This is a genomic window from Halomonas sp. Y3 (assembly GCF_024137965.1).
Taxonomy (GTDB): Bacteria; Pseudomonadota; Gammaproteobacteria; order Pseudomonadales; family Halomonadaceae; genus Halomonas; species Halomonas mongoliensis.
The window spans coordinates 2,275,237-2,299,940 of sequence record NZ_CP099975.1 but is presented as its reverse complement, the minus strand read 5'-3'; the positions used below and the strand labels follow the sequence as shown (position 1 = coordinate 2,299,940).

The following is a 24,704-nucleotide window of genomic DNA, read 5'->3' as shown; positions in this document are numbered from 1 at the left end:
TCACCTCTCCTAGCAGTCTGTCGGACTTGAGGTTAATGGATGAGCTGAGGCGTGGGTTCTTCACCAACCCCCTGTGTTGGTGTTGGTGTGTGGCTCTTAACCTGCCCCTCAGCTTCTGCAAGGCGGTTCTGACGCCTTGCCTGCTGGCCGGTTGGGCGCGGCGAGCCCTCGGCCCTCAGCCCGCCGTCAACCGGTGCATCCGCTTGATATTCCACGCCATGGTGGCCAATCGCCACTCACCACTGACGTTCTCCAGGCCGCGCAGCGAGAACTGCCGGAACCCCATCACGTGCTTGATGATCCCGAAGACGGGTTCCACGGTATGTTTGCGCAATGCGTAGAGCGCTCGGCCCGCCTGCGTCTTCAAGCGGTGTGCCATTTGCTCGACGGGATCCTCGCTCGCCGGGGCAGGAGGATCAGCGGCGAAGCGCTCGAAGACCGGGAGGTGGTGGACGTCGCGCTGCATCGCCAACAGCGGTTCGATGCCATGGGCATGGCAGGCCTGGACATTGGCGCCACTGAAGTAGCCGGTATCGGCCAGCAGGTGGTCAGGTTTTTCCAGCGTTTCCGGGTAACCTTGCCAGGCCGTCAGTAGCGGCATGACTTGCTGCTTGTCATTGGTCGCCTGGGTGACGTGGACATGGGTCACCAACAGGCTGTCGGTATCAACCGCGGCTTGGGCGTTGTAGCACTGATCAAACCCCTTGCCGGTGACCGGCATGATGCGCGACTGCGGGTCGGTGAAATTGATCTGATCCTTGTCACGCGGGCCACCAGTGGGCGGTTCGGGGTCACGCCCACGGGGCTTCTTGCCGGCCTTGCGCTGCGCCTCCCGCCGCGCCACCTTTTCCTGATAGGCGGCTTGCTCGGTGGCGTCCCGCTCCTCGGCGCGCGCCTCGATCTTGGCCTTCGCCTCGGCGATGGCCGCCAGGCGGGCTTCACGGCGGGCAATCTCGGCGGGGATGTCCATGCCGTCGGCCGCGTCCTCCTTGTCCGCCGACTCGGCCCGCTCGGTCAGCGCTTTCACCTCTGCCCTGAACTGTGCCTCCAGCTTCTTGGCATGGCCATACGACAACGCCTTGTGCTTGCTGGCGTTGGCCTTGAGCTTGGTGCCGTCCAGGGCGATGGTGCCAAGCTTGAGCAGCTTCATCTCGCGGGCCAGCAGCAGCACCTGTACGAACAACTGTTCCAGTTCCGGCAGAAAGCGGCGGCGAAAGGTGGCCAGCGTGTCATGGTCGGGATGGGTATTGGCGGCCAGGTAGCGGAACGCCACCGAGTCATAGGTGGCACGCTCGATCTTGCGGCTGGAGACCACCCCGGTGGCGTAGCCGTAGATCAGCAGGCTCAGCAGCACCGCCGGGTGATGTGCCTTGGAACCCCGCCCCATGTAACGCCGGGTCAACGTCGAGAGGTCCAGTTGTTCGACAACATCGACAACGAACCGCGCCAGGTGACCATCGGGCAACCACTCGTCTACCGAAGGCGGCAGCAGGTAATCGGTCTGGCGGTCCACAGGGATGAAGCGGCTCATGGCGATCTTCTCAGCTCGGCGATGACGGTGGTCAGTATCTCACGGTGCGACGGAAAGTCCGACAGACTGCTAGCTGGTTGGTTGGATTGCCTTGCCGAATTCATACGGTCTCGAGAGCTTCCGGGCGGCCGGGAATGGCCTCGAGCAGCTGGCGGGTGTAGGCCTCCTGCGGCGCCAGGAAGACGTCGCGGGCCGGGCCCTGCTCGACGATCCGCCCATGCTGCATCACGATGATGCGATCGCAGATCTGTGCGGCCACGCGCAGGTCGTGAGTGATGAACAGCAGGGACAGCGATAGCTTCTGCTTGAGCTCCTCGAGCAGCTCGAGAATCTGAGCCTGGATCGACACGTCGAGCGCCGAGACCGCCTCGTCGGCCACGATCAGCTCCGGCTCGAGCGCTAGCGCTCTGGCGATGCCGATGCGCTGGCGCTGGCCGCCAGAGAACTCGTGGGGGAAGCGGTCGGCGGTGCCGCTCAGCCCGACTAGTTCGAGCAGAGCGTCGGCCTGGGCCATCGCCTTGGCCCTGGGCACGCCATTGGCGAGCGGCCCCTGGGCGATGGCGTAGCCTACCCGATGGCGCGGGTTCAGCGAGGCGTAGGGATCCTGGAAGATCATCTGCACCCGGTGGCGCTCGCGGCGCAGGGCCTCCCCCTTGAGATTCATGAAGTCGGTGCCGGAGAGCTTCATGGTGCCGCTGTCCGGATGTTCGAGACGGACCACGCAGCGCCCCAGCGTCGACTTGCCGGAGCCCGATTCACCGACGATGCCGATGGTCTCGCCCTTCACCAGCGAGAAGGAGACATCGCGCAGTGCATGCACCTCCCGGGCTGGCTTGAAGAGCCCACCGCGTGAGCGGAAGACCTTGTTGAGGCTCTCCACCTCCAGCAGCGGCGTGTCGGTTTCCGCCCCGCGCGCCTCGGGAATCACGTCACTTGGGATCGCTTCGATCAGCGCCCTGGTGTAGTCGTGCTGGGGGTTGTCGAGCACCGGCCTGGCATCGCCGAGCTCGACGATCTTGCCGTGGCGCATCACGCAGACCCGGTTGGCGATCTCGGCCACCACCCCGAAGTCGTGGGTGATGAACATCACCGCCATGCCGCGGCGGCGCTGGAGGTCTAGGATCAGCTCCAGAATCTGGGCCTGGGTAGTTACATCCAAGGCTGTGGTCGGCTCATCGGCGATCAGCAGCTCCGGCTCGAGCGCCAGGGCCATGGCGATCATCACGCGCTGTCGCTGTCCACCGGAGAGCTGGAAGGGATAGGCGCGGATGGCTTTCTCGGGCTGCGGGATGCCGACCTCGATCAGCAGGGCCAGTGCCTTCTCCTGGCGCTCCCGGCTGCTGAGCTGACCATGGGCCTCGAAGACCTCGCCGATCTGGGCCCCGACCCGCATCAGCGGGTTCAGCGCGGTCATCGGCTCCTGGAAGATCATGCCGATACGCAGGCCACGCAGCTGACGATGCTGCTTCTCGGTGAGGGTCAGAAGATCCTGGCCATCGAAGAGCGCCTCGCCGCCTACCGGTCGGACGCCCTTGGGCAGCAGGCCCATGATGGCGTTGGCGGCCATCGACTTGCCGGAACCTGACTCACCGACCACGCAGAGGATCTCGCCACGCTTCACGTCGTAGCTGACGTCTTCCACGGCATAGGCGCGGTCGGCGCCTTTGGGCAGGGCAATGGTCAGGTGGCGCAGGCTCAGCAGGGGACTGGATGATGTCTCGTTCATGGGATTCCCCTCGCTCAGGAGCGCTCGCGGCTCAGTTTCGGGTTCAGGGCGTCATCCAGCCCCTCGCCCACCAGGTTCAGGGCCAGCACGGTCAGCAGGATCGCTAGGCCCGGGAAGAAGCTCAGCCACCAGGCCTGGCGAATCACCGTGCGCGCCGCTCCGATCATGTAGCCCCAGGACATCACGTTGGGGTCGCCCAGGCCTAAAAAGGAGAGAGACGATTCCAGCAGGATGGCCGTGGCGACCATCAGCGAGGCCAGCACGATGATCGGCGACAGAGTGTTGGGCAGGATCTGGCGCAGGATGATGGTGCGGTTGGACTGGCCGACGAGACGGGCGGCCTCCACATACTCCCGGTTGCGCAGCGACATGAACTCGGCGCGCACTAGGCGGGCCACCGGCGGCCAGCTCACCAGGGCGATGGCCACCACGATGGAGGTGACGCTGGGTTGCATTATCGCTACCAGCACGATGGCCAGGGCGAAGTTGGGAATGGTCTGGAAGAACTCGGTGAAGCGCATCAGGGCGTCATCGATCAGGCCGCCGTAGTAGCCGGCCACGGCGCCTAGGGGCACGCCGATCGCGAGTGCGACCAGGGTCGATACCAGCCCGATCAGCAGTGATACCCAGGCGCCATGCATAAGCCCGGCGGCCACGTTGCGGCCCATGGTGTCGGTGCCCAGAGGAAAACCTTCGACCTCGAGGGGCGGCAGGAAGGGCCGCTGGACCATGCGCCAGGGAGACTCGGGGAAGAACAGGGGGGCCGTAATGGCCATCAGGATGATCGTGACCAGGATGATCAGCCCGATCAGGGCCCCACGGTTCTGGGCAAAGCGGGCGAAGAAGCTCATGAGGCCTCCTTGATGCGCGGATCGGCCAGGCGATAGACGAGGTCGGTGAGGATGTTGAACACGATCACCAGGGCGGCCGAAAAGAAGAAGATGCCGAGCAGCAGGTTGTAGTCACGCTGCATCAGCGCTTCATACATCAGGCGTCCGATGCCGGGCCAGGCAAACACCGTCTCGGTGAGGATCGCGCCCCCCACCATCTGGCCGGCCTGCAGGCCCGCCAGGGTGATGATCGGCAGCAGGGCATTGCGCAGGATATGTCGCCGCTGAATGATCCGTGGCGAGAGCCCCTTGGCACGAGCCGTCTTGACGTAGTCCTGCTGGCTCGCTTCGAGCATCGAGGTGCGGGTCATGCGGGTGTAGATGGCCATGAAGAATAGGGCGAGGGTAGTGGCGGGCAGGATCAGGTGCTTGCCGACATCCAACGCCAGGGCCAGGCCGGTGTATCCGGCGCCAACGGTGACCATCCCGTAGGCGGGCAGCCAGTCGAGATAGACCGAGAACAGCACCACTGCCATCAGGGCGACCCAGAACAGCGGCGTGGCATAGAACAGCAGAGCGAGTGCCATGATCAGTGAGCCGGATGGCTTCTTGGCCCGCGCGGCGGCCAGGGAACCGGCCAGGATGCCCAGAGCCAGCGACAGCACGAAGGCGGTGCCGGTCAGCAGCAGAGTGGCGGGCATGCGCGCCATGATTAGGTCGAAGACCGGCATCTGCTGGCGGTAGGAGTAGCCGAAATCGAGCATGGCGATGCCGGAAACATAGCGCCACAGCTGGACATACATCGGCTGGTCGAGACCGAACTGCTCGCGCAGCTGGCGAAGGAACTGCTCATCGGTGGCTCCCGCTTCCCCGGCCAGCACGGCGGCGGGATCCCCGGGTGCCATGTGGATTAGGAAGAAGTTGAAGATGACGATGAGAAACAGGACGACGACGGCTTTCAGAAGCCGCATGACAATCAATCTGGCATAGAGCATGCCATTACCCCCGTGGCGACATGGTGCAGGTGTGGGGCGGCCGATGGCCGCCCCAGCCGAGCTCAGCGGTCAAGTCAGCCGAACTCAGCGATCAAGCCAGGCGTTCTTGAAGCCGTCGTTGAGGCCGATGCCGGTGGTCACCAGGCCCTGGACATCGCAGCGATAGATGGTCGGGAAGCCGAGCTCCAGCAGCCAGCCCACCGGGACGTCCTCGTGGAGCAGCTCCTGGACCTCCTGGTAGTAGATCTCGCGCTGCGAATCCGGGTAGGCGGTGGCGGCCAGGTCGAACAGCTCATCGATGCGCTCATTCTCGTAGCCCTGGACATTGTTCCAGGGAGAGCCCTTGGCGATATTGCTGGAGATATAGGTGCGCGAGATGCCCAGCGCCGGGTCGCCGTACTGGAAGAGGTAGGTGAAAGCGAGATCATAGTCCCAGTCGCCCAGGCGCTGGTTCCAGCCGCCCACATCGGTGGACTGGGTGCGGACGTTGATGCCCACCTCGCGCAGATTCTGCTGCACGGCTTCGGCCCACCGTACCCAGGTCTCGCCGTAGGGGATCGGCAGCAGGCGGACCTCCTCGCCGTCATAGCCCATCTCGTCGAGCAGCTCCCGGGCGCGCTCGGGATTGTGGTCGTAGGGGGGCAGGCTGTCGTCCTGGAAGCGTGCGTTGGAGCCGAAGGCGGAGAGCGGCACATTGCCGAGGCCGTTCCACAGCACGTCTCGGGCGAACTCGCGATCCATGGCGTACATCACCGCCTGGCGGAAGCGTTTGTCGGCGGTGGGGCCCTCGCGGTTGTTCATCCACAGCATGGCGAAGGGGCTGAAGTACTCGTGCCCGGCTTCGGTCCGGCAGGTGTTGTCCAGAGCGCTCAGCCGCGGAATGTCGAAGTTCTCCACGGAGTTGGCCGGCAGCACGTCGACGCGACCGTTTTCATAGGCCACCGCTCGGGAGGAGGCGTCGGGGATGATGTGCCAGTTGATGCCGTCGAGGTAGGGCAGGCCCTCCTCGTAGTAGTCGTCATTGCGCACCAGCTGGATGACGCGGCCGCGATCCCAGCGCTCGAACTTGAAGGGGCCGGTACCGATCGGGTGGCTATTGGCGTCGTTGTTGCGGAAGTCGGTCCCTTCGTAGATGTGCTTGGGCATCATCGGCATGGTGCCCGCCTCGAAGGAGAGCAGGAAAGGCCCGAAGGGGTTCTTGAGGCTGAAGACCACGGTGTGGTCATCCGGCGCCTCGATGCTTTCCACGTGGGAGAGGATCGTGCGGGTCCGCGGGTTCATCTCGCGCAGATAGACATCCGTGGAGAAGACCACATCGGCCGAGGTGAAGGGCTCGCCATCGTGCCAGGTCACGCCCTCGTTCAGGTGGAAGGTGTAGACGAGACCGTCATCGCTCACTTCCCAGCTGTGGGCGAGCTGAGGCATCGGCTCGAGGTCGGTGCTGTAGCGCAGCAGGCTCTCGTAGATGTTGCCGGAGACGGTCTGGGTCGGCGCATTCTGGTGGACGCCGGCGATGATGCCCGGGGGTTCCGGCTGCAGCACCGTGTTGATGACGCCGCCCGAGCGTGGCTCGGCCAGTGCCGCAGTAGAGGCCAGGGTGGCGGCCGCGATGGCAATGGTCAAAGGCTTCTTCATGGTCTTCCCCGTTGAGTTATGGCTTGTTGGTGGGACAGGTCGACTCTTGCGAGCCTGGTTGGAAACGAGCGATCAGCGCCGCCTCATGGCCGGCTCGCCGCCCGCAGCACTGCATCGCACAATACCTGGGTGGCGATGGCGCAGTGTTCGGGTTCTGCATACTCCCGCTCGTTGTGGCTGATGCCTTCACGGCAGGGAATGAACAGCATGGCGGTCGGCGTCACATAGCTCAGGTGAACGGCGTCATGGCCGGCGCCGCTCATCATGGTGAAGGGGGCCAGGCCGTGGGCACGCGCGGCTGCCGAAAGATCATCTACCAGGGTGGTGTCGAAGCGTGTCACCGGCATGTGCCAGAGCTCCTCGACGCTGGCCGTGACCCCCTCACGCTCGGCTGCGGCAGCCACATGACCGTGCAGCAGGCGATCGAGCTCCGCCAGGCGGGTCTCGTCGGTGTGACGCACGTCGACCTGCAGGGTCACCTTGCCGGGGATGACGTTGCGCGAGGGCTCGGCAACCTGGAAGTCCCCCACCGTCAGGCGGGACATTCCCTCGGCATCTGCGAGGATCGTCTCGCGCATGGCCTCGATGAAGGCGGTGGCGGCCAGCAGCGGGTCGTGTCGGTAGCTCATGGGCGTGGGGCCCGCGTGGGCGGAATCGCCCGCGAACTCGATGTCATACCAGCGCAGGCCCTGGACGCCGCTGACCACGCCGATGGGCAGCGCCTTGCGCTCCAGGACAGGACCCTGTTCGATATGTAGCTCTAGGTAGGCGCCCAGGGGCAGGTCGTCGCGCGTCAGGGTCCCCCTGAATCCCGAGCGGTCCAGCGCCTCGCCAAGTGTCGTGCCGCAGCGATCCCGGGCTGCGCGGAAGGCATCCAGAGAGAGACGGCCACTGTAGACGCCGCTGCCGCCCATGGCCGGTGCGAACCGGCTGCCTTCCTCGTTGGTCCAGACGATGAGCTCCAGGGGGCGCTGCGTGGTAATGCCCGACTCATCCAGGGTGCGAAAGATCTCGAGCCCCGCCAGCACCCCCAGGATGCCGTCGAATCGCCCGCCCAGCGGCTGGGTATCCAGGTGGCTGCCGATGCCGATGGGGGGCAGGGAGTCATCACGGCCCGCGCGGCGGATGAAGAGGTTGCCGGCCTGGTCGGTGCGCCATGCGCACTTCAGCGCATCGGTCCAGGTGAGAAGCTGCCGTCTCCCGGCGATGTCCTCATCGCTGAGGGCCAGGCGCCGGCTGCCGCCATTGGGCGAGGGGCCGATCCGTGCCATGTCCATGAGAGAAGACCAGAGCCGCTGGCCGTCGATGTGTGGGGCAGGGGTGATGCTCATGCCGCTTGTCTCCATGACGGGTGAGAAGAGAATGACGGGGGAGAAGAGATGAGATTGCGTTGAATGTGCAGCCCCGGGCGGCTGGCGTATTCTCGAACCGTTTCAGTGGACTGCCACAGGAGATGTACCCGATGAGGTCCGTGCACGACACCCTTGACTGGAACCTGCTGCGAACCTTCGTAAGCATCGTGCAGGAGAAGAGCATCAGTCGCGCGGCCCAGCGCCTCAATCTGTCCCAGCCGGCGGTCAGCCTGGCCTTGAAGCGGCTGGAGTCGCACCTCGGGCAGAGTCTCATCGAGCGGGGCAGCCACCGATTTCGCGTCACCGAGGCGGGCGAGCTGGTGTACCGGGATGCACTCGAGATCTACGCCAACGTGGCGAGGCTCGGTATCACGGTGCGGGAGACCTCCCCAGAAGTAGCCGGTCAGGTCACCCTGCTGCTGGTCAGTGGCATCCAGTGCTCGTTTCTCGACAACGTCCTGCGCGATTTCCACGAACAGCATCCGCGTATCACCTGTGAGGTGAGCGTCTTGTCGAGTCAGGATGTCGTACAGGCCATGCTGCAGAAGATGGGCACCGTCGGGGTGTGCCTGCTGCCTCATCCGGTCGAGGGGCTCAACGGCCAGCTGCTTGTCCATCAGCGCTACCGGTTCTACTGCGGCCGATCCCATCGCCTGTTCGGCCAACAGAACCTCTCGCTCCAGGCGCTGGCGCGAGAGCCTTTCGTCTCCTTCACCAGCGCCCAGCTGTCCGGGGCGCTTGCGGAAATCGCGGTCTACCGGGCGCATGCGGCCATGACCGGCGAGGTGGTGGTCACGTCCAGCAGCCTGGAGGAGGTCCAGCGCTTCGTGCGAGCCGGCTGGGGCATCGGCTGTTTGCCCGAGCACACGGTCCAGGCGGATGTCGACAAGGGCCTGCTCTGGCCTCTGCCGCCCTACGAGGGGGTGCCGAATATCGACCTCCACCTGGTGTGGCATGAAGATTCGCGCTTCTCGCAGGCAGAGCGACTGTTCTTCGACTATCTGCATGGCGCCATGGCGTCGGTCAGTCTGGAGCTGCGACTGCCATGAGGTGGCCTGGGGTAGGTGCATCCGGGGAGGTCCCGTCTTGTTGTTTGTTCTAGGGGTACCGGCCCGGGTCCCATAAGGCAATTTTTCATTTTTTATTCTTTGTATTAGCCTCGCTTATGCACCAGCGGGGCGTTTTTTTGCTTGCAAACCGGCGGTAAAGGTGCAAAGCATGAATAAGCCAATCGGGGGGTTGATGTCGGGTCAACGCCCGGATACTGAATCAACAGGGTGATCGAGTTCCCACAACGATAACGGAGCCAACTCATGCTTACCGAGTCGGAAAAGCGGGTCATGTCGACCTGTGATGAGCTCTTCGAGGAGACGCTTTGCCTGACAGAATCTCTGGTCAGAGCCTACAGCATACTGGGCAATGAGCAGGAAGCCCTTGATGTGATGGAGGCATGGTATCGCCAGGAAGGATTCACGGTAAAACGAGTGCCAATGGAGGCTTCTGTCCTTCAAGTTGATCAGGTTGGTTCATCACACTGTCAGGCTAGATACAATGTGATGGGGCTGCTCAATCCGGAATCGAAAGGCCCACATCTGGTCTACAATGGCCACCTCGATGTGGTGCCGGCCGAGCCCCAGAGCCTCTGGACACGCCCGCCCTGGGAGCCCTGGCGAGATGGCGGCTGGCTCTATGGCCGGGGGGCGGGTGACATGAAGGCCGGTATCGCCGCCATGGCGATGGCCGTCAAGGCAGTTCGGCAGGCCGGCATCGCGATCGATCACCCCCTGACGCTGCAGACCGTCATCGAGGAGGAGTGCTCAGGCCACGGCGCCCTGTCCTGCGTCAAGGCTGGCCATGCCGGCGATTTCGTGCTGATTCCCGAGCCTTTCGGCGCCAAGCTGGTGTCCGGTCAGGTGGGCGTGCTGTGGTTTCGCATCGGCCTGGATGGCGTGCCGACGCATGTGCTCGATACCAGTGCCGGAAGCAACGCCATTGAGGCCATCACGTCACTCTTTGTTGCCTTGAAGGCCCTCGAGGCGGAGATCAATACGCTGCCTCGTCACTCCCTCTATCAAGACATGGAAAAGCCGTTCAACCTGAACATCGGACGCATCGAAGGGGGTGACTGGGCCTCCAGCGTTCCCGCTCATGCCTGTCTGGAGGGGCGCCTGGGTTTCCCCTCTGATATGGCCGTCGATGACGCCATGAAGCTGGTGGAAAAGTGTGTCGAAAAGGCTAGGGAAGGCCTGGGGGAGGGCATCTCCAATCTCAGGGTGGAGTTTCACGGATTTCGCTCCGAGGGGGTGGTGATCGACATGGAAAGTTCAGGCATACGTCTGCTTGGGAAATGTCACCACGACCTGACAGGTCATGCGATCACCTCCCAGGCGCTTACGTGCACGACAGACCTCCGGGCCTTCCATGTTCATGGTGGCATCAGCGGGACCTGCTACGGACCCGTTGCCGAGAACATTCATGGCGTCGATGAGCGGGTCGATATCGAATCTATCCGGCATGTGTTGAAAGCCTATGCACTGTTTCTGTGCAGGTGGGGTCGAGAGAGCTATCGGGAGCTTGTGGCTCGGTAAACCAATATTTCGGAAGTGAGGAGCTGGTGCTGTGAAATTTTTCTATCACCCGGATCAGGAGCGGCATGCACCGCCGAGCTTCCTGTTGAGAGGCCGGCAGGTGGCATCGCCAGAGGGGCCCCTGCGGGCTCAGATGTTGCTGGAAGGCTTGGCTAGCCTGGGCATCGAGGTCACATCGCCTAAAACGCTGGACTCCCCCCGCCTGCGCGAACGGCTATCGCGGATCCACACTAGGCGCTACCTCGACTTCCTGGAAACCATCCACTCGCGCTGGTCGGCGCTTCCCGAGGCGACCGCGGTGGTATCACCCAACGTGCATCCCTGCGGCGGCGGCCACCTCTATCCCCGCCACCCGGTGGGCCAGGCTGGCTGGCACATGCACGATATGGCCTGCCCCCTGACGGCCGAGACGTTCAGCGGGGTCATGGCGAATGCTGCCAGCGCCGAGGCGGCGGCGGACGCGGTGCTGGCTGGCGATGCCAGCGCCTACGCGCTATGCCGCCCGCCGGGCCACCATGCGGGGCCCGATCGCGCCGGTGGCTTCTGCTTCCTCAACAACTCAGCCCTGGCTGCCGAAGTCCTACGCGAGCGCTTCGCACGCGTGGCTATCCTCGATGTGGACCTGCATCACGGTAATGGCACCCAGGACATCTACTACGAACGCGGCGATGTCTGGACGGGGTCCATTCACGCGGACCCGGCCGACTTCTACCCTTTCTTCTGGGGCGGGCGCGACGAGATCGGCGAGGGTGAAGGTACGGGCGCCAACGTCAACCGTCCCTTGCCGCTGGGCAGCGACGGGCTCACCTTCATGGCGGCGCTCGAGGAACTCATCGAGGCCATGACGGCGTTTCGGCCCGAGGCCCTGGTAGTGCCGCTGGGTCTGGATGCCCATCGCGATGATCCACTGGCCGGCCTGGCCCTGGAGACCGAGGACTTCCAGGCTCTGGGGCAGCGTCTCGCTGCCATCGAGCTGCCCACGGTGATCGTGCAGGAAGGGGGCTATCCCACCGAGCATCTGGGTAACAACCTGGCCGCTTTCATCCGTGGCTATATCGGCTGTCAGGCCGCCAATAGCGACAGCTGACCCCGACAGCCAAACAAGGCGCAGGGCTCACCTGCGCCAGCTATTCTGGAGCGATCACATGAATGACCAGCATGCCGGCCAGGCGATCATCGACACTCTAGTGCTGCACGGCGTCGAGCGTGTCTTCGTGGTGCCAGGCGAGAGCTTCCTGGCGGTGCTTGATGGCTTGTACGACTCCTCTGTCGAAACGGTGGTGTGTCGTCATGAGGGTGGGGCGGCCTACATGGCCGAGGCACACGGCAAGTTTACCGGCAGACCTGGCGTGGCCATGGTGACCCGCGGCCCCGGCGCCGCCAATGCCCTGGTGGCGCTGCATGCCGCCTGGCAGGATGCGGTGCCCATGGTGCTGTTCGTGGGGCTGGTGCCCATAGCGGATCGCCTGCGCGAATCCTTCCAGGAGTTCGATCCGCATGCGTGGTTCGGTACTCAGTGCAAGCGGGTCATGGTGCTCGACGAGGCGGAGCGCGCCTCCGAGGTGGTGGCGGAGGCCTTTTTCGCCGCGAGCTCCGGTCGGCCGGGACCGGTGGTGGTGGGCCTGCCTGAGGACGTGATCACTCGGCCGGTATCCGGCGTACTGCATCCGCCCCTTCCCGTCGGTGAGGGAGCGCTCTCCCCCGAGGACCTGGAGGCGGTGTGTGCCGCGCTCAGCGAGGCTCGCCGACCGCTGCTGTTCGTCGGTGGCCAGCGGTGGACGCCGGAGGCCGCGACCAGCCTGACGCGTTTCGCCGAACAGAACGGTATCCCGGTAGTGCAGGATTGGCGCGCGGCCGATCGGGTGCCTTTCGACTCCCCGGTCAACTGCGGCTGGCTGGGCTATGGTCGCAGCGATGCCACGCTTGCGCTGTTCGAGGAGGCGGACGTGCTGATCGCCGTGGGCGCGCTGCCCACCGACGTGCCCAGCGAGGGGTTCACGGCTCGGCAGGGGCACGACCGCCTCAACATCCTGGTCAATATCGATACCGGCCTGCGCGGCCGCAGCGGTGCCGTGACCCGCCACCTGATCGCAAGTCCGGTGGCCTTTGCCGAAGCGGTGGCGGGTCTGCGGCTGGGGCGCGAGAAGGAGTGGGACGCCTGGCGGAGCGGTGGTCGGGCGGCTCAGCAGTCGTTCACTGCGCTGCCGGTGCCGGAGGCCTTGTCTGCCACGCGTACCGGCACCGCGCACATGGGGGCGGTCCTGGGTGAGCTGGTGAAGCGCCTCCCCGACGATGCGGTGTTCACCTTCGGGGCTGGCAACCACTGCATCTGGGCGCAGAGGTACCTGCCGACGCGAACCTTCCCCAGCCAGCTCAGCATGCGCAACGGCTCCATGGGCTATAGCGTCCCGGCGGCCGTCAGCGCCTCGCTGGCAAGCCCAGAGCGCCTGTGCGTGGTGGTCGCTGGCGATGGCGAATTCATGATGAACGGCCAGGAGATCGCCACCGCCGTTCAGTACGGTGCCGCTATGCTGATACTGGTCGTGGACAACGGGCGCTACGGGACCATCTGTCTCCATCAGGAGGCGCAGTTCCCGGGGCGGGCAAGTGGCACCCGGCTGGCCAACCCCGATTTTGCCGCCCTCTGTCGAGCCTATGGCGGGCACGGCGAAACCGTGGCTGCCAACGACGAGGCGGCTGGCGCCATCGATAGGGCGCTGCATGCCGTGATCGAGCTGCGCCGCCCCGCGCTGATTCACATCGTGACCGACCCTCGGCACGACCTGCCCTGAGGCGCCGGTTCACCATCCACTCCAAGGAGAGCATCCGATGACGCATTATGCCGTGACCAACCCGGCCACCGGTGAAGTGGAGAAGACCTACCCGACTGCCAGCGACGCAGAGGTTCGCGCCGCCATCGAGTGCGCCCACCGGGCATTCGGCGACTGGCGCAAGAGCGAGGTGGCGACCCGGGTGGCGCTGCTGAACCGCGTTGCCGACCTCTATGCGGAGCGTCGCGAGGCCCTGGCGGCCATCATCAGCCGCGAGATGGGCAAGCCCCTGGCCCAGGCTAGGGGCGAGATCGACATCGTGGTGTCGATCTACCGCTATTACGCAGACAACGGTCCGCGTTACCTGGAGGATGAGCCGATCGAGACGGCGGTCGGCAATGCGGTGGTCCGCAAGGAGGGCCTGGGGGTCCTGCTGGGCATCATGCCGTGGAACTTTCCCTACTATCAGGTGGCGCGGCTGGCCGCCCCCAACCTGATGAACGGCAACACCATCCTGCTCAAGCATGCGCCCCAGTGTCCCGAGTCGGCAGAGGCAATGGCGCAGATCTTCCGCGATGCCGGTGCTCCTGAAGGGGTCTACCTCAACCTCTACGCCACCAACGAGCAGGCCGCCGACATCATTGCCGACTCCCGGGTACTGGGCGTCTCCCTGACGGGTTCCGAGAGGGCAGGGGCCGCGGTTGCGGAGATCGCCGGCCGTCATCTGAAGAAGGTGGTGCTGGAACTGGGCGGCTCCGATCCGTTTATCGTGCTGGACGATGCGGACCTGGACCAGGCGGTTCAACACGCGCTGGTAGGCCGCTTCGGCAATGCCGGCCAGGCCTGCAACGCGGCCAAGCGGATCATCGTCGATGACGCTCTGCACGACGATTTCCTGGCCGCCTTCAAGACGGCCATCGAGGGCATCAGGGTGGGCGATCCCATGGCCGCTGATACCTTCATGGGCCCCCTGTCCTCCGAAAGGGCGCTGCAGACGCTGGACGCCCAGGTGCAAGACGCCATGGCGCAGGGTGCCGCCGTGCTGGTGGGCGGTCAGCGTCTCGAACGTCCCGGCGCCTGGTATGCGCCGACGCTGCTGAGCGGGGTGACCCCGGAGATGCGCATCTTCCGCGAGGAGCTGTTCGGCCCCGTGGCGGTGGTGTATCGGGTCGGCGGCGAGGAGGAGGCCATCAGGCTGGCCAATGACACCGCCTATGGCCTGGGCGCCGTCATCCAGTCCACCGACCTGGCGCGCGCCCGTCGGGTCGCGGGATGCCTTGAGACCGGCATGGTCAGTATCAACGAGGCGCCCGGGTCGGCCGCCGAGCTGCCGTTTGGCGGCATCAAGCGTTCGGGCTTCGGGCGTGAGCTGGGCCGCGACGGCATGGAAGAGTTCGTCAATCGCAAGGTGGTAAAGATCGGCGCCTGATTCTCCTCACAACCTCACGATAACAATGCGTGCCTTGTCATGAATGAACTTGCCCTGCGAGCGACGACCCTGGGCGGTGAGCATGTCGCTCACGCCCATGACCATCACCAGCTGATTCTGGCAACCTGTGGCCTGACAGAGCTGGCCGTGGAGGGCCGTGGCGACCGCATCACCGGTGGGCGGGGCTGCCTGATTCCCTCTACCCGCGATCACGACTACCGCGGCGATGGTCGCAACCGAACTCTGGTGCTGGACATCCCCGTGACTGGCCTTGTGGGGCTTCGCGACGCCGACGCCGTCTCGCGCCTGTTTGAGCGGCCGCGCTTCTTCGGGGTGCCACCTCGGCTGCGCCAGCTGGCCGATACTCTGATGCTGCAGCTCGAGCAGTGCCCCGGGCTGCATAATGAAATCGCCGCGCTGATGCTGCGAGCCATCCACCTGCATCTGCAGAACGAACCGCTGGTCGATGTTGACGGAGTCGGCCTTGCAGGACGCGCCTGCGATCGCCTCGACCTGCCTCGCCTGGAAGCCTGGGTGGATCGCCGCCTGGCCGATGAAATTCGCGTCGAGCAGCTGGCGGCCCTCTGTGCGCTGAGCGTGGGTCACTTCCATACCCGCTTCCGCGAGATGACCGGGGTCACGCCCCTGGCCTATGTGCAGCAGCGCCGGCTGCGCCATGCCCGAACATTGGTCTGCCACAGTGATCTGAGCCTTGGCCAAGTGGCCGCGCTGGTGGGTTTTCGCGACCAGGGCAGCTTCTCACGCTGCTACCGACGCCATTTCGGTATCCCTCCCTCGGCCGACCGTTGAGGCGATTGCCTGAGCCTTGGGCAAAGGCTCCGTAGCCGGGGGCAAGCAGCCTTCTGCCGTTCGGCCTAGGCTCTGAGTCAGGGCAGTGCCTGCGGTGCTGCCGATTCCCGAGCCATGCAACGAATAACGTACAAGAGGCAGGCATCATGCGCATGAGATCGCTTACCGGGCTGTTTGCCCTCGCATCCCTCCCGCTGGCCATGGCGGCCGCCCAGGCCCAGGCCGAGGAGATGGCCATCGCCACCATCCTTCCCGAGAACATGAGCAACAATGAGGTGTATCCGGCGCTGGTGCACTTCAAGAACCTGGTGGAGACCCGCACCGACGGCGAAGTGACGGTCTCGATCTTCGGCAACAGCCAGCTGGGTTCCGAAGTAGAGACGGCACGGGAGGTGCAGGGCGGCCGCACCCTGCAGTCCACCATCATCACCACCGGCGCCATGTCCTCCTACTATCCGGACTACCAGATGATGACGGCCCCCTTCATCTTCGATAACTGGCGCCAGGCCTGGGCCTTCTTCGACGGCGAATGGTTCGCTGACTTTATGTCCGGCACCGTCGAACAGACCGACATGCGCTATCTGGGTACCTTCGATGACGGTGGCGGCTTTGTCGCCTTCACCAACAACAAGCGACTGATCGAGACCGTCGAAGATCTCGAGGGGCTCAACATTCGCACCGAGGAGAACCCGGGCCACGTGGCCATCATGCGCGCGCTGGGCGCCTCGGCGACCCCGCTGCCCTGGGGCGAGGTGATCACCGCCCTGGAAACCGGCCTTGCCGACGGGCAGTTCAACGCGCCGGTGCTCAACACCACCTTCAATTTTCACGAGGTGACCGACTACACCACCCTGACCGGTCACGTGTACAACAGCGCCGCCTGGCTGGTCAGCGAGGAGTGGTTCCAGAGCTTTACCGAGTCCCAGCAGGAGGCCATCGTCACCTCGGCCCGCGAGGCCATCGCCATCGGCCACGGCATGTCCGGGGCCCTGGCCACCGCCAGCTGGGAGGAGTCCTGCGAGACCTTCCAGGAGTGCTACATCATGCCCCCGGAGGAGCGGGCGCGGATGTCCGAGATCGCCACGCCCGCCTGGCGCGAGTGGATCGTCAACGACTTCGGCCTCGACGGTGACCGTGTGGATGCCTTCCTGGAGGAAGTGGAGCGCGTTCGCATCGAGGTGGCCGAGTCCGACGTCGCTACCTACGGGCGCTGACCCCGAGGCTTTCATCGCTCTGCGCCCGGCTGCCTATCGGCCGGGCGCTTGACTGAGGTGACGCCATGACCCTCCTGCAGCCCCTGCGACGCCTGAGCGACATCGTCAATCAGGTGGCGATTGTGACCTGCATTGCTTGCGTGCTGGCCATGCTGGGCATCTCCTTCACGGCCTTCGTCTACAAGCTGGCCACCGGCAGTACCCTGAGCTGGACCTACTCCCTGGCGCGGCTCTTCCTGCCCTGGATCGGTTTCCTTTCCATGACCATCTCGCTGCGCTATGGCGAGCACGTGGCCATGACCCTGCTGGTCAGAAGTCTGCCTCGCGTGCTGACCGTGGTGGCCGCAGTGCTGTGCCTGATGGCTATCGGCCTGTTCGGCGCGCTGTTGCTCTGGTATGGCTGGGACTATTTCCAGGGGACTCGCCAGGTCTACATGGTTTCCGACCAGATTCGTGTGCACGGCAAGTTCACCGCCATCGTGGTGCCGATCAGTGGCGCCATCATCCTGCTACACCTGGTGCAGGGCTTTGATCTGCTGGAACACTTCATCGACGAGCGCGAAATGATCGACGAGCTCATCGAGACCGCCGACGGGGAGAAAGGCCCATGACACCAGCGATCATCGCTTTCATCCTGCTGCTGCTGATCGGCGCCCCCGTCGCTGTGGTGATGGCCCTCTCCGGGCTTGCCGGCGGCTATGCCATGGGGGGCGAGCGCATGCTCGGCATCATCGCCGACCGCATGTTCTCCGGCGTCTCCGGCTTCCTGCTGATCGCCGTGCCCTACTTCATCTTCACCGCCGAACTGATGAACCAGGGCGGGCTGACCCAGAAGTTGATCACCTTCAACAATGCTCTGTTCGGGCGGGTGCGCGGCGCGCTCTCCCACGTCAACGTTTCGGTGTCGGTGTTCTTCGCCGGGCTTACCGGGGCGGCGATCACCGATACGGTGGCCATCGGCAAGATCATGATTCCGGAGATGAAGCGCCAGGGGTACGATGCCGAATACGCTGCGGCGATCACCGCCTGCTCGTCGATCATCGGCCCGATCATCCCGCCGAGCGTGGTGATGGTGGTCTATGCGACCCTGCTGCGCGACATCTCGGTGATCGACCTGTTCGCCGGTGGTATCATCCCCGGCCTGCTGATGGCCCTGGCGCTGCTCGGGGTGAGCTTCTTCCTGGCCATCAAGCGCGGCTATCCCAAGCAGGCGCCCACTCCGTTGAAGGTGGCGGCGCTCTCCTTCCTGATGGCGCTGCCGGCAATGATCGTGCCGCTGATCATCCTCGGCGGCATCCTCTCGGGGCTGACCACCATTACCGAGGCGTCGGGCTTCGCCGCCATCTACACGATCTTCATCGGCGTGGTCTTCTACCGCAACCTGACCTGGCGGAAGATCTGGAACGCCCTGGTGATCACGGTGCGCTTCTCTGGAGTGGTGTTCTTCCTACTGGCCACCTCGGCGGTGCTGGGCTGGTTCGTGACCCGCTCCGGCATCGCTCGCGATGCCGCGGGCCTGATCACCACCTTCAGCGACTCCGCCTTCCTGCAGCTGATGGCGGTTTGCGTGCTGCTGATCATCGTCGGGACGGTGATGGACGTGCTGCCGGCGCTGGTAGTGGTGGCCCCGGTGCTGGTACCGGCGATGATCCAGCTGGGCTTCGACCCGCTGCATTTCGCGATCCTGATGATCGTGGTGCTCAACATCTCCAACGTGACGCCACCAGTGGGCATGACGCTGATGACGGCGGCACGTATCGCCAATGTGCCCTACGAGCGTGCGATCATCGCCTCGCTGCCGTTCTATGTGGCTTTCATCATCGTGATTCTGCTGCTGGCGGCCTTCCCGGCGCTTTCCACTTGGATTCCCTCGCTGCTGCGCTAGGAGATGTCGTCATGAAGCATTTCGCCCAATCTGATCAGGAGAGTCGTGCATCGCTGGTTGCGCATTCCGCGCTTTTCGCCTGCAAGCCCGATGCCTGGTTATAACGCTGCTTGATGCAGCCCCTTGATCGGTGCCGACCGGCACCTACACATGAGAGACGTGCAATGACCGTTACCTATCACGACAGCAACACCCGCATGAGCCAGGCCACCGTGCATAACGGCACCGTCTACCTGGCCGGCCAGGTGCCCGACGACACCAGCGCCGACATGCGCGGCCAGACCGAGCAGGTGCTGGCCAAGATTGACCGCCAGCTGGCCGCTGCCGGTACCTCCAAGGAGCATATTCTCAGCGCCCTGGTGTGGGTCACCGACATGGGCGAGTTCGCCGACATGAACGCCGTCTGGGACGCCTGGGTGGTGCCCGGCCGCCCGCCGGCGCGGGCTGCCACCGAGGCCAAGCTGGCGCTGCCCGAGTTCAAGGTGGAGATCATGGTGACCGCCGCGATTCCGGAGGCCTGATATGCGAGTCGTCTCGGCCGCGGAGGTGGCCGAGGCGCTGCCCTGGGAGCCCCTGGTGCAGCGCCTGGCCCACACCTTCCGCGAGGGCGTGGAGTCACCGCCTCGCCACCATCACGCCATGCACCGCCCCGACGGCGAGGCCACCCTGCTGCTGATGCCCGCCTGGGAAAAGGCCGGCTACATCGGGGTGAAGATGGTCAACGTCTTTCCCCAGAATGCTGATCACGGCCTGCCGGCCATCGCCGGCGTCTATCTGCTCAGCGAGGGGGCCCACGGGCGCCCTCTGGCCTGCCTGGACGGCAGCGAACTGACCCGGCGCCGCACCGCCGCGGCCTCGGCCCTAGCGGCCCGCGAGCTGGCCCGCGAGGATGCCGAGACCCTGCTGGTGGTGGGGACCGGAAAGCTGGCCCCCATGGTGATCGAAGCGCACGCTGCGGTGCGCCCCATCCGCCGGGTGCGCATCTGGGGGCGCAGTGCCGAGAAGGCCGAGGCGCTGGCCGCCGAGTATGCCGAGCGCTTCGAGACGTCCGCGGTCGGTGACCTGGAGGCGGCGACCCGGGAGGCGGATATCGTCAGCTGCGTGACCCTCTCCACCGCACCGCTGATTCGCGGCGCCTGGCTCACCCCGGGGACCCATCTCGACCTGATCGGCGCTTTCCGGCCCAGCATGCGCGAGACCGATGCCGACTGCCTGGCACGCAGCGAGGTCTTCGTGGACACCTATGCCGGTGCCCGGGGCGAGGCGGGAGATATCCTCCAGGCCATGGAGGAGGGCGCCTTCTCCTTCGATGCGATTCGCGCCGAACTCGCCGAGCTGCTGCGCGCAGAGAAATCCGGCCGCTCCTCGCCGGAGGCCATCACCCTGTTCAAGTCGGTGGGGGCCTCGCTGGAGGATCTCGCTGCCGCCATCGAGGCCTGGGAGCGGCTGGAGCCGCCCGCATGACGAGCGCCGCCACCGGGTTTTTCTGGCACGAGCGCTGCTTCTGGCACGACCCGGGGGCCATTGGCGTCTTCTCGGCGCCCGGGGCCTACCTGCAGCCGCAGCCCGCCTCGGAGAGCCCCGAGAGCAAGCGCCGGCTCAAGAATCTCCTGGAGGTTTCGGGTCTGATCGATGAGCTGGCGGTGCGCAAGCCGCCGCCGGCAAGCCGGGAGGATCTCGAGCGCTTCCATACGGCCCGCTACTTGGATGCCCTCGCAGCGGGTGACGCCGGGCGGGGAGGTGACGGTGGCGACTGTGCGCCCTTCATGCCGGGCAGCCTGGCGGCGGCGCGTCAGTCGGCGGGGCTGGCCCTGGCCGCCGTGGAGGCGGTCGCCGGCGGTGAGCTCTCCCGCGCCTATGCGCTCTGCCGCCCGCCGGGGCATCACGCCGAGGCTGACCGCGGCCGCGGTTTCTGTCTGCTGGGCAATATCCCGGTGGCGGTGATGCGCGCGCGGGCGCTCGGGCTGGTGGGCCGGGTGGCGATCCTCGACTGGGACGTGCACCACGGCAACGGCCAGCAGGCGGCCTTCTGGCAAGACCCGGAGGTCTTCACGGTGTCGCTGCATCAGGCCGCCAACTACCCGCTTGAGAGCGGTGGGTTCGAGGAGCAGGGCGAGGGAGAAGGCCTGGGGGCGAACCTCAATCTGCCCCTGCCGCCGGGGTGTGGCATTGGCGCCTATGACTACGCCATGGAGACGCTGGTGCTGCCGGCTATCGAGGCCTTCGCTCCCGAGCTGATCGTGGTGGCCTGCGGCTATGATGCCTGTGCCAAGGACCCGCTGGGCAAGATGCTGCTCAACGGTGACGCCTTTGCCCGGATGACCGCGCAGGTGAAGGCCCTGGCCGAGCGCTGCTGTCAGGGGCGCCTGGTGATGGTCCACGAAGGCGGCTACTCCGAGGGGTATGTGCCGCTCTGCGGCCACGCGGTGATCCAGGCCCTGGCGGGCAGTGCGACCGCGGTGCCGGACCCCCAGAATGACGAGATCGCCGCCTGGGGCTATCAGTCCCTTCAGCCCCACCAGCGCGAGCTGATCGACGCCTGGCGAGAGGCCTGGGGCGAGGCCGGGCGGCTGTCGGCGCGACGCGGCCGGCCATCGGCGGGTCGCGAGGCTAGCGAGTAAGGAGGGAAGACAATGACGCCGCTGTACGACCGAGACGGCTGGATCTGGATGGACGGCGAGTGGCTGCCCTGGCGGGAGGCGAAGGTGCACGTCTTCAGCCACACCCTGCACTACGGCATGGGCTGCTTCGAGGGAGTGCGGGCCTATGCCGGGCCGAAGGGGACCCACCTGTTTCGGGTGGCGGAGCATACTCGGCGGCTGCGGGAGAGCGCTCACGCCCTAGATATACCGTTATCTTTCAACGCTGAAACGCTGATCCAGGCCCAGCGCGACTGTCTGTCCCGCAACGGCCTGACCGACGCCTACCTCAAGCCCACGGTGTTTCTCGGCGCCGAGGGGCTCGGCCTGAGAGCCAGCGGGCTCTCTACCCACGTGATGATCGCCGCCTGGGACCTGGGCGCCTATCTGACGCCCGAGGCGGCGCGGGTGGGCCTGCGCGCCCTGACCTCCTCCTGGGCGCGCCACCATGTCAACATCAGCCTGTGTCGCGCCAAGACCAGCGGCCACTACGTCAACTCCATGCTGGCGCTCAACACCGCGGTGAAGGCGGGCTTCGACGAGACCATCATGCTCGACACGGAGGGCTATGTGGCCGAGGCCTCGGCGGCCAACGTCTTCCTGCTGCGCGACGGCGTGCTGCACACGCCCGAGGTGACCTCCTGCCTGCGCGGCATCACCCGGGACAGCGTGATTCGGTTGGCCAGGGAGGCGCTGGGTATTGAGGTGGTGGAGCGACGCATCACCCGCGACGAGCTCTATACCGCCGAGGAGGCCTTCCTGACCGGTACCGCCGCCGAGATTCTGCCTCTGCGCGAGCTGGACGGTCGCCATATTGGCGCCCTGAGCGGCGCGCCAGCCGTCGCGGCCCCCATTGCCGACGACTGCGTTACCGCCAGACTGCAGCGGCTCTATGGCCGGGCGGTACGCGGCGAGCTGGCCGGCTTCGACGACTGGCTGACGGCGGTGTAGAACACGGAAGCAGGCTCGAAGGGGCTCCTTTGAAGCCTTGCGTTCCCGGCGTCAGCGGCTCGGTATGGGATATTGCCGGTCGGCCTTGCCCGCTTTCACCACCTGCCCCGGGGTCTCGTGCCCCACCAGATCGGGCAGGATGGCCGAGGCGGCCAGCAGTGCGTCGAGGTCGACGCCGGTCGCTACTCCCATCTGCTCGAACATGTGTACCAGATCTTCGGTGCAGACATTGCCGGTGGCGCCGGGGGCGAAGGGGCAGCCGCCTAGTCCCCCCAGCGAGGCATCGAAGCGGGTGATGCCCGTCTGCCAGGCGGCTAGCGCATTGGCTAGCCCCATGCCGCGCGTGTTGTGGAAGTGCAGGGTGAAGGGGGTGTCGGGAAAGCGCGATTGCGCTGCCTCGCAGAGGCGGGCCACCTGGGCTGGGTTGGCCATGCCGGTAGTGTCGCAGAGGGTCACCCCCTGTACGCCTAGCGCCAACTGGTGCTCGATCAGCTCAAATACCCGGGCCTGTGGCACCTCGCCCTCGAAGGGGCAGCCGAAGCTGGTGGATAGCGAGGCGTTGATGAAGACTGCCCGACCTTGTGGGTGGTCGCGCACCGCCTCGATGATGGCGGCGAACTGCTCGAGGGACTGCGTCGGGGTCATGCGAAGGTTGGCCAGGCCGTGGGAGTCACTGGCCGACATCACCAGGTTCACCTCGTCGATGCCGCCCGCGAGCGCGCGTTCGGCGCCCTTGACGTTTGGCACCAGCACAGTAATGCCCACGTCGGTACGGCGCTGAATGCCGGTGACTACCTCGGCGGCGTCGCGCAAATGGGGGATCGCCTTGGGCGACACAAAAGAGGTGGTTTCGATGCGAGCCAGGCCGGTGACGGAGAGGGCATCGATTAGACGGATCTTGTCTGCGGTCGGAATGAAGCTCGCCTCGCTCTGGAAGCCGTCGCGGGGTGCTACCTCGTTGATCTGTAGCTGGGTCATAGCGGTTATCCTGAAGCTCTGGATGGCATCAGATGATGCCGGCATTGCGGAGTTTGGTGCGGGTTGCCTCATCAATTCCCAGCTCGTCGAGTACCTCCTCGGTGTGAGCGCCGAGGGCTGGGCCTCCGTGGCCGAGCCGCCCGGGTGTGGCACTAAGCTTGGGTAGCACCCCGGGCACCTTTAGTGGCCTGCCATCCGGTCGGGTGAACGACTGAATCATCTCCCGGGCCAGATAGTGAGGGTCGTGGGCGATGTCGGCGGCGGTGTAGGGATAACCTGCTGGCACCCGGGCCTCGTCGAGAGCAGAGAGTATCTCGTCGCGGCCGTGCTGTTGGCTCCAGGTCTCGATGGCGGCGTCGATCTCCTCGGCACGTCGGCTGCGGCCGTCGTTGTGGGCCAGATCCGGGGCCTCGGCCAGGTCTGGGCGGCCGATGACTGTCATCAGCCGCTTGAAGATACTGTCGCCATTACCGGCGATCAGTACGTAGTCTCCATCTCGAATGCGGTAGGCATTGGACGGCGTGATGCCTGGCAGGGCGCTGCCGCTGGGTTCTCGGACCTGTCCGCTGGCGTCATACTCTGGCAGCAGGCTTTCCATCATGGCGAACACTGACTCGTAGAGGGCAACGTCGATCTCTTGACCCTTTCCGCTGCGGCTGCGCTCCTGAAGCGCGAGCAGGGTGCCGATCACCGCGTAGAGCGCGGAGAGAGAGTCGCCGATGCTGACGCCGACGCGAACGGAAGGCTCGCCTGGCTGGCCTGTCAGGTAGCGGAGTCCGCCCATGGCCTCGCCGATTACCCCGAAGCCTGGCTTGTCCCGATAGGGCCCGGTCTGGCCGTAGCCGGAGACGCGCACCATGATCAGCCCCGGGTTGGCAGTCGACAGGGAATCGTAGCCCAGCCCCCACTGCTCTAGGGTGCCGGGGCGAAAGTTCTCCACCAGCACGTCGGCATCAGCGGCTAGGTGCCGGACCAGATCCTGGCCCTCCACGGTTCGCAAGTCCAGCGAGACGGAGCGCTTATTGCGAGACTGGACATGCCACCAAAGGGAAGTGCCATCCTCGATCATTCGCCATTTGCGAAGTGGGTCGCCGGTGCCCGGCGGCTCGATCTTGATCACGTCGGCGCCGAATTCGCCCAACATTTTTGTGGCAAAGGGGCCTGCGATCAGTTGGCCCAGCTCCATCACTTTGAGTCCGGCGAGTGGCAGCTGGCGTGTTTTCGGGGTCGTCATGAGAGAGGCTCCTTATGCGGTCTTCGCCCCATCATGTGACATGGGCCGGTAGCTGGCCATTAGGCAATCGACAAGCGTGGTTTCGTGGATCACGAACCAGCGGGTATAGTGCCACGATATCTGATATCCGACCCAT

At 65.3% G+C, this 24,704-nt stretch carries 21 protein-coding genes; 13 read left to right on the top strand and 8 right to left on the bottom strand.

Annotated elements, in window-relative coordinates:
- Positions 1–175: 175 nt before the first annotated feature.
- The 6 genes from NHL60_RS10985 to NHL60_RS10960 all read right to left on the bottom strand — a co-directional run bounded on the left by NHL60_RS10985 (position 176) and on the right by NHL60_RS10960 (position 8,048).
- The gene (locus NHL60_RS10985) at positions 176–1,531 is read right to left on the bottom strand and encodes an IS1182 family transposase (RefSeq protein WP_253443240.1); all 1,356 of its coding nucleotides are present in this window, start codon (positions 1,529–1,531) and stop codon (positions 176–178) included.
- A gap of 100 nt (positions 1,532–1,631) precedes the next feature.
- Positions 1,632–3,257 (bottom strand): ABC transporter ATP-binding protein, encoded by a 1,626-nt coding sequence (locus tag NHL60_RS10980; RefSeq protein WP_253443238.1) that lies wholly within the window; start codon positions 3,255–3,257, stop codon positions 1,632–1,634.
- A gap of 14 nt (positions 3,258–3,271) precedes the next feature.
- Positions 3,272–4,108, bottom strand: a complete 837-nt coding sequence (locus NHL60_RS10975) for an ABC transporter permease (protein ID WP_253443236.1) — start codon at positions 4,106–4,108, stop codon at positions 3,272–3,274.
- Positions 4,105–5,082, bottom strand: a complete 978-nt coding sequence (locus tag NHL60_RS10970) for an ABC transporter permease (RefSeq protein WP_253443234.1) — start codon at positions 5,080–5,082, stop codon at positions 4,105–4,107. Before NHL60_RS10970 ends, NHL60_RS10975 begins: the two co-directional genes overlap by 4 nt.
- Before the next feature lie 84 nt (positions 5,083–5,166).
- Positions 5,167–6,717, bottom strand: a complete 1,551-nt coding sequence (locus NHL60_RS10965; RefSeq protein ID WP_253443232.1) for an ABC transporter substrate-binding protein — start codon at positions 6,715–6,717, stop codon at positions 5,167–5,169.
- Between the two features lie 83 nt (positions 6,718–6,800).
- Positions 6,801–8,048 carry a Zn-dependent hydrolase gene (locus NHL60_RS10960; RefSeq protein ID WP_253443230.1) on the bottom strand — a complete coding sequence of 416 codons (1,248 nt, stop codon included), beginning with the start codon at positions 8,046–8,048 and terminating at the stop codon, positions 6,801–6,803.
- A 131-nt stretch (positions 8,049–8,179) separates the two neighbouring features.
- Here NHL60_RS10960 and NHL60_RS10955 point away from each other — a divergent pair, with 131 nt between their 5' ends.
- The 13 genes from NHL60_RS10955 to NHL60_RS10895 all read left to right on the top strand — a co-directional run bounded on the left by NHL60_RS10955 (position 8,180) and on the right by NHL60_RS10895 (position 22,356).
- On the top strand, positions 8,180–9,118 hold the full coding sequence (locus NHL60_RS10955; protein ID WP_253443228.1) for a LysR family transcriptional regulator: 939 nt from the start codon (positions 8,180–8,182) through the stop codon (positions 9,116–9,118).
- 264 nt (positions 9,119–9,382) lie between these two features.
- Positions 9,383–10,657 (top strand): ArgE/DapE family deacylase, encoded by a 1,275-nt coding sequence (locus tag NHL60_RS10950; RefSeq protein WP_253443226.1) that lies wholly within the window; start codon positions 9,383–9,385, stop codon positions 10,655–10,657.
- Between the two features lie 31 nt (positions 10,658–10,688).
- Positions 10,689–11,744 carry a histone deacetylase family protein gene (locus NHL60_RS10945; RefSeq protein WP_253443224.1) on the top strand — a complete coding sequence of 352 codons (1,056 nt, stop codon included), beginning with the start codon at positions 10,689–10,691 and terminating at the stop codon, positions 11,742–11,744.
- A gap of 58 nt (positions 11,745–11,802) precedes the next feature.
- Positions 11,803–13,449: a thiamine pyrophosphate-dependent enzyme gene (locus tag NHL60_RS10940; RefSeq protein WP_253443222.1), complete on the top strand. Its 1,647-nt coding sequence runs from the start codon at positions 11,803–11,805 to the stop codon at positions 13,447–13,449.
- Positions 13,450–13,486: 37 nt separating this feature from the next.
- Entirely contained in the window at positions 13,487–14,857 is a 1,371-nt protein-coding gene (locus tag NHL60_RS10935) for an NAD-dependent succinate-semialdehyde dehydrogenase (RefSeq protein WP_253443220.1), read from the top strand.
- A gap of 39 nt (positions 14,858–14,896) precedes the next feature.
- A complete protein-coding gene (locus tag NHL60_RS10930; RefSeq protein ID WP_253443218.1) occupies positions 14,897–15,667 on the top strand; it encodes an AraC family transcriptional regulator in 771 nt (256 codons plus the stop codon).
- 146 nt (positions 15,668–15,813) lie between these two features.
- On the top strand, positions 15,814–16,881 hold the full coding sequence (gene dctP / locus NHL60_RS10925) for a TRAP transporter substrate-binding protein DctP (RefSeq protein WP_253443216.1): 1,068 nt from the start codon (positions 15,814–15,816) through the stop codon (positions 16,879–16,881).
- 65 nt (positions 16,882–16,946) lie between these two features.
- Positions 16,947–17,492 (top strand): TRAP transporter small permease, encoded by a 546-nt coding sequence (locus NHL60_RS10920; RefSeq protein ID WP_253443207.1) that lies wholly within the window; start codon positions 16,947–16,949, stop codon positions 17,490–17,492.
- Positions 17,489–18,766 carry a TRAP transporter large permease gene (locus tag NHL60_RS10915; RefSeq protein WP_253443205.1) on the top strand — a complete coding sequence of 426 codons (1,278 nt, stop codon included), beginning with the start codon at positions 17,489–17,491 and terminating at the stop codon, positions 18,764–18,766. Before NHL60_RS10920 ends, NHL60_RS10915 begins: the two co-directional genes overlap by 4 nt.
- Before the next feature lie 164 nt (positions 18,767–18,930).
- Positions 18,931–19,287 (top strand): RidA family protein, encoded by a 357-nt coding sequence (locus NHL60_RS10910; RefSeq protein ID WP_253443203.1) that lies wholly within the window; start codon positions 18,931–18,933, stop codon positions 19,285–19,287.
- Position 19,288: 1 nt separating this feature from the next.
- Positions 19,289–20,230: an ornithine cyclodeaminase family protein gene (locus NHL60_RS10905; protein WP_253443201.1), complete on the top strand. Its 942-nt coding sequence runs from the start codon at positions 19,289–19,291 to the stop codon at positions 20,228–20,230.
- On the top strand, positions 20,227–21,387 hold the full coding sequence (locus NHL60_RS10900; protein WP_253443199.1) for a class II histone deacetylase: 1,161 nt from the start codon (positions 20,227–20,229) through the stop codon (positions 21,385–21,387). The genes NHL60_RS10905 and NHL60_RS10900 overlap by 4 nt, the downstream gene beginning before the upstream one ends.
- A 12-nt stretch (positions 21,388–21,399) precedes the next feature.
- On the top strand, positions 21,400–22,356 hold the full coding sequence (locus tag NHL60_RS10895) for a branched-chain amino acid transaminase (RefSeq protein ID WP_253443197.1): 957 nt from the start codon (positions 21,400–21,402) through the stop codon (positions 22,354–22,356).
- A gap of 51 nt (positions 22,357–22,407) precedes the next feature.
- On the opposite strand, the gene NHL60_RS10890 is transcribed toward NHL60_RS10895, so the two are convergent.
- Positions 22,408–23,334: a hydroxymethylglutaryl-CoA lyase gene (locus NHL60_RS10890; RefSeq protein WP_253443195.1), complete on the bottom strand. Its 927-nt coding sequence runs from the start codon at positions 23,332–23,334 to the stop codon at positions 22,408–22,410.
- 28 nt (positions 23,335–23,362) lie between these two features.
- Positions 23,363–24,568 carry a CaiB/BaiF CoA-transferase family protein gene (locus NHL60_RS10885; RefSeq protein WP_253443193.1) on the bottom strand — a complete coding sequence of 402 codons (1,206 nt, stop codon included), beginning with the start codon at positions 24,566–24,568 and terminating at the stop codon, positions 23,363–23,365.
- Positions 24,569–24,704: the final 136 nt, after the last annotated feature.

Excerpts from the sequence above, each read along its gene's own strand:
- NHL60_RS10915 (WP_253443205.1), top strand. The coding sequence starts at position 17,489 with ATGACACCAGCGATCATCGCTTTCATCCTGCTGCTGCTGATCGGCGCC.
- NHL60_RS10930 (WP_253443218.1), top strand. The coding sequence starts at position 14,897 with ATGAATGAACTTGCCCTGCGAGCGACGACCCTGGGCGGTGAGCATGTC.
- NHL60_RS10910 (WP_253443203.1), top strand. The coding sequence starts at position 18,931 with ATGACCGTTACCTATCACGACAGCAACACCCGCATGAGCCAGGCCACC.
- NHL60_RS10980 (WP_253443238.1), bottom strand. The coding sequence starts at position 3,257 with ATGAACGAGACATCATCCAGTCCCCTGCTGAGCCTGCGCCACCTGACC.
- NHL60_RS10890 (WP_253443195.1), bottom strand. The coding sequence starts at position 23,334 with ATGACCCAGCTACAGATCAACGAGGTAGCACCCCGCGACGGCTTCCAG.
- NHL60_RS10965 (WP_253443232.1), bottom strand. The coding sequence starts at position 6,717 with ATGAAGAAGCCTTTGACCATTGCCATCGCGGCCGCCACCCTGGCCTCT.
- NHL60_RS10905 (WP_253443201.1), top strand. The coding sequence starts at position 19,289 with ATGCGAGTCGTCTCGGCCGCGGAGGTGGCCGAGGCGCTGCCCTGGGAG.
- NHL60_RS10895 (WP_253443197.1), top strand. The coding sequence starts at position 21,400 with ATGACGCCGCTGTACGACCGAGACGGCTGGATCTGGATGGACGGCGAG.
- NHL60_RS10955 (WP_253443228.1), top strand. The coding sequence starts at position 8,180 with ATGAGGTCCGTGCACGACACCCTTGACTGGAACCTGCTGCGAACCTTC.
- NHL60_RS10940 (WP_253443222.1), top strand. The coding sequence starts at position 11,803 with ATGAATGACCAGCATGCCGGCCAGGCGATCATCGACACTCTAGTGCTG.
- NHL60_RS10920 (WP_253443207.1), top strand. The coding sequence starts at position 16,947 with ATGACCCTCCTGCAGCCCCTGCGACGCCTGAGCGACATCGTCAATCAG.
- NHL60_RS10950 (WP_253443226.1), top strand. The coding sequence starts at position 9,383 with ATGCTTACCGAGTCGGAAAAGCGGGTCATGTCGACCTGTGATGAGCTC.
- NHL60_RS10985 (WP_253443240.1), bottom strand. The coding sequence starts at position 1,531 with ATGAGCCGCTTCATCCCTGTGGACCGCCAGACCGATTACCTGCTGCCG.
- NHL60_RS10885 (WP_253443193.1), bottom strand. The coding sequence starts at position 24,568 with ATGACGACCCCGAAAACACGCCAGCTGCCACTCGCCGGACTCAAAGTG.
- NHL60_RS10970 (WP_253443234.1), bottom strand. The coding sequence starts at position 5,082 with ATGCTCTATGCCAGATTGATTGTCATGCGGCTTCTGAAAGCCGTCGTC.
- NHL60_RS10900 (WP_253443199.1), top strand. The coding sequence starts at position 20,227 with ATGACGAGCGCCGCCACCGGGTTTTTCTGGCACGAGCGCTGCTTCTGG.
- dctP (WP_253443216.1), top strand. The coding sequence starts at position 15,814 with ATGCGCATGAGATCGCTTACCGGGCTGTTTGCCCTCGCATCCCTCCCG.
- NHL60_RS10960 (WP_253443230.1), bottom strand. The coding sequence starts at position 8,048 with ATGAGCATCACCCCTGCCCCACACATCGACGGCCAGCGGCTCTGGTCT.
- NHL60_RS10935 (WP_253443220.1), top strand. The coding sequence starts at position 13,487 with ATGACGCATTATGCCGTGACCAACCCGGCCACCGGTGAAGTGGAGAAG.
- NHL60_RS10975 (WP_253443236.1), bottom strand. The coding sequence starts at position 4,108 with ATGAGCTTCTTCGCCCGCTTTGCCCAGAACCGTGGGGCCCTGATCGGG.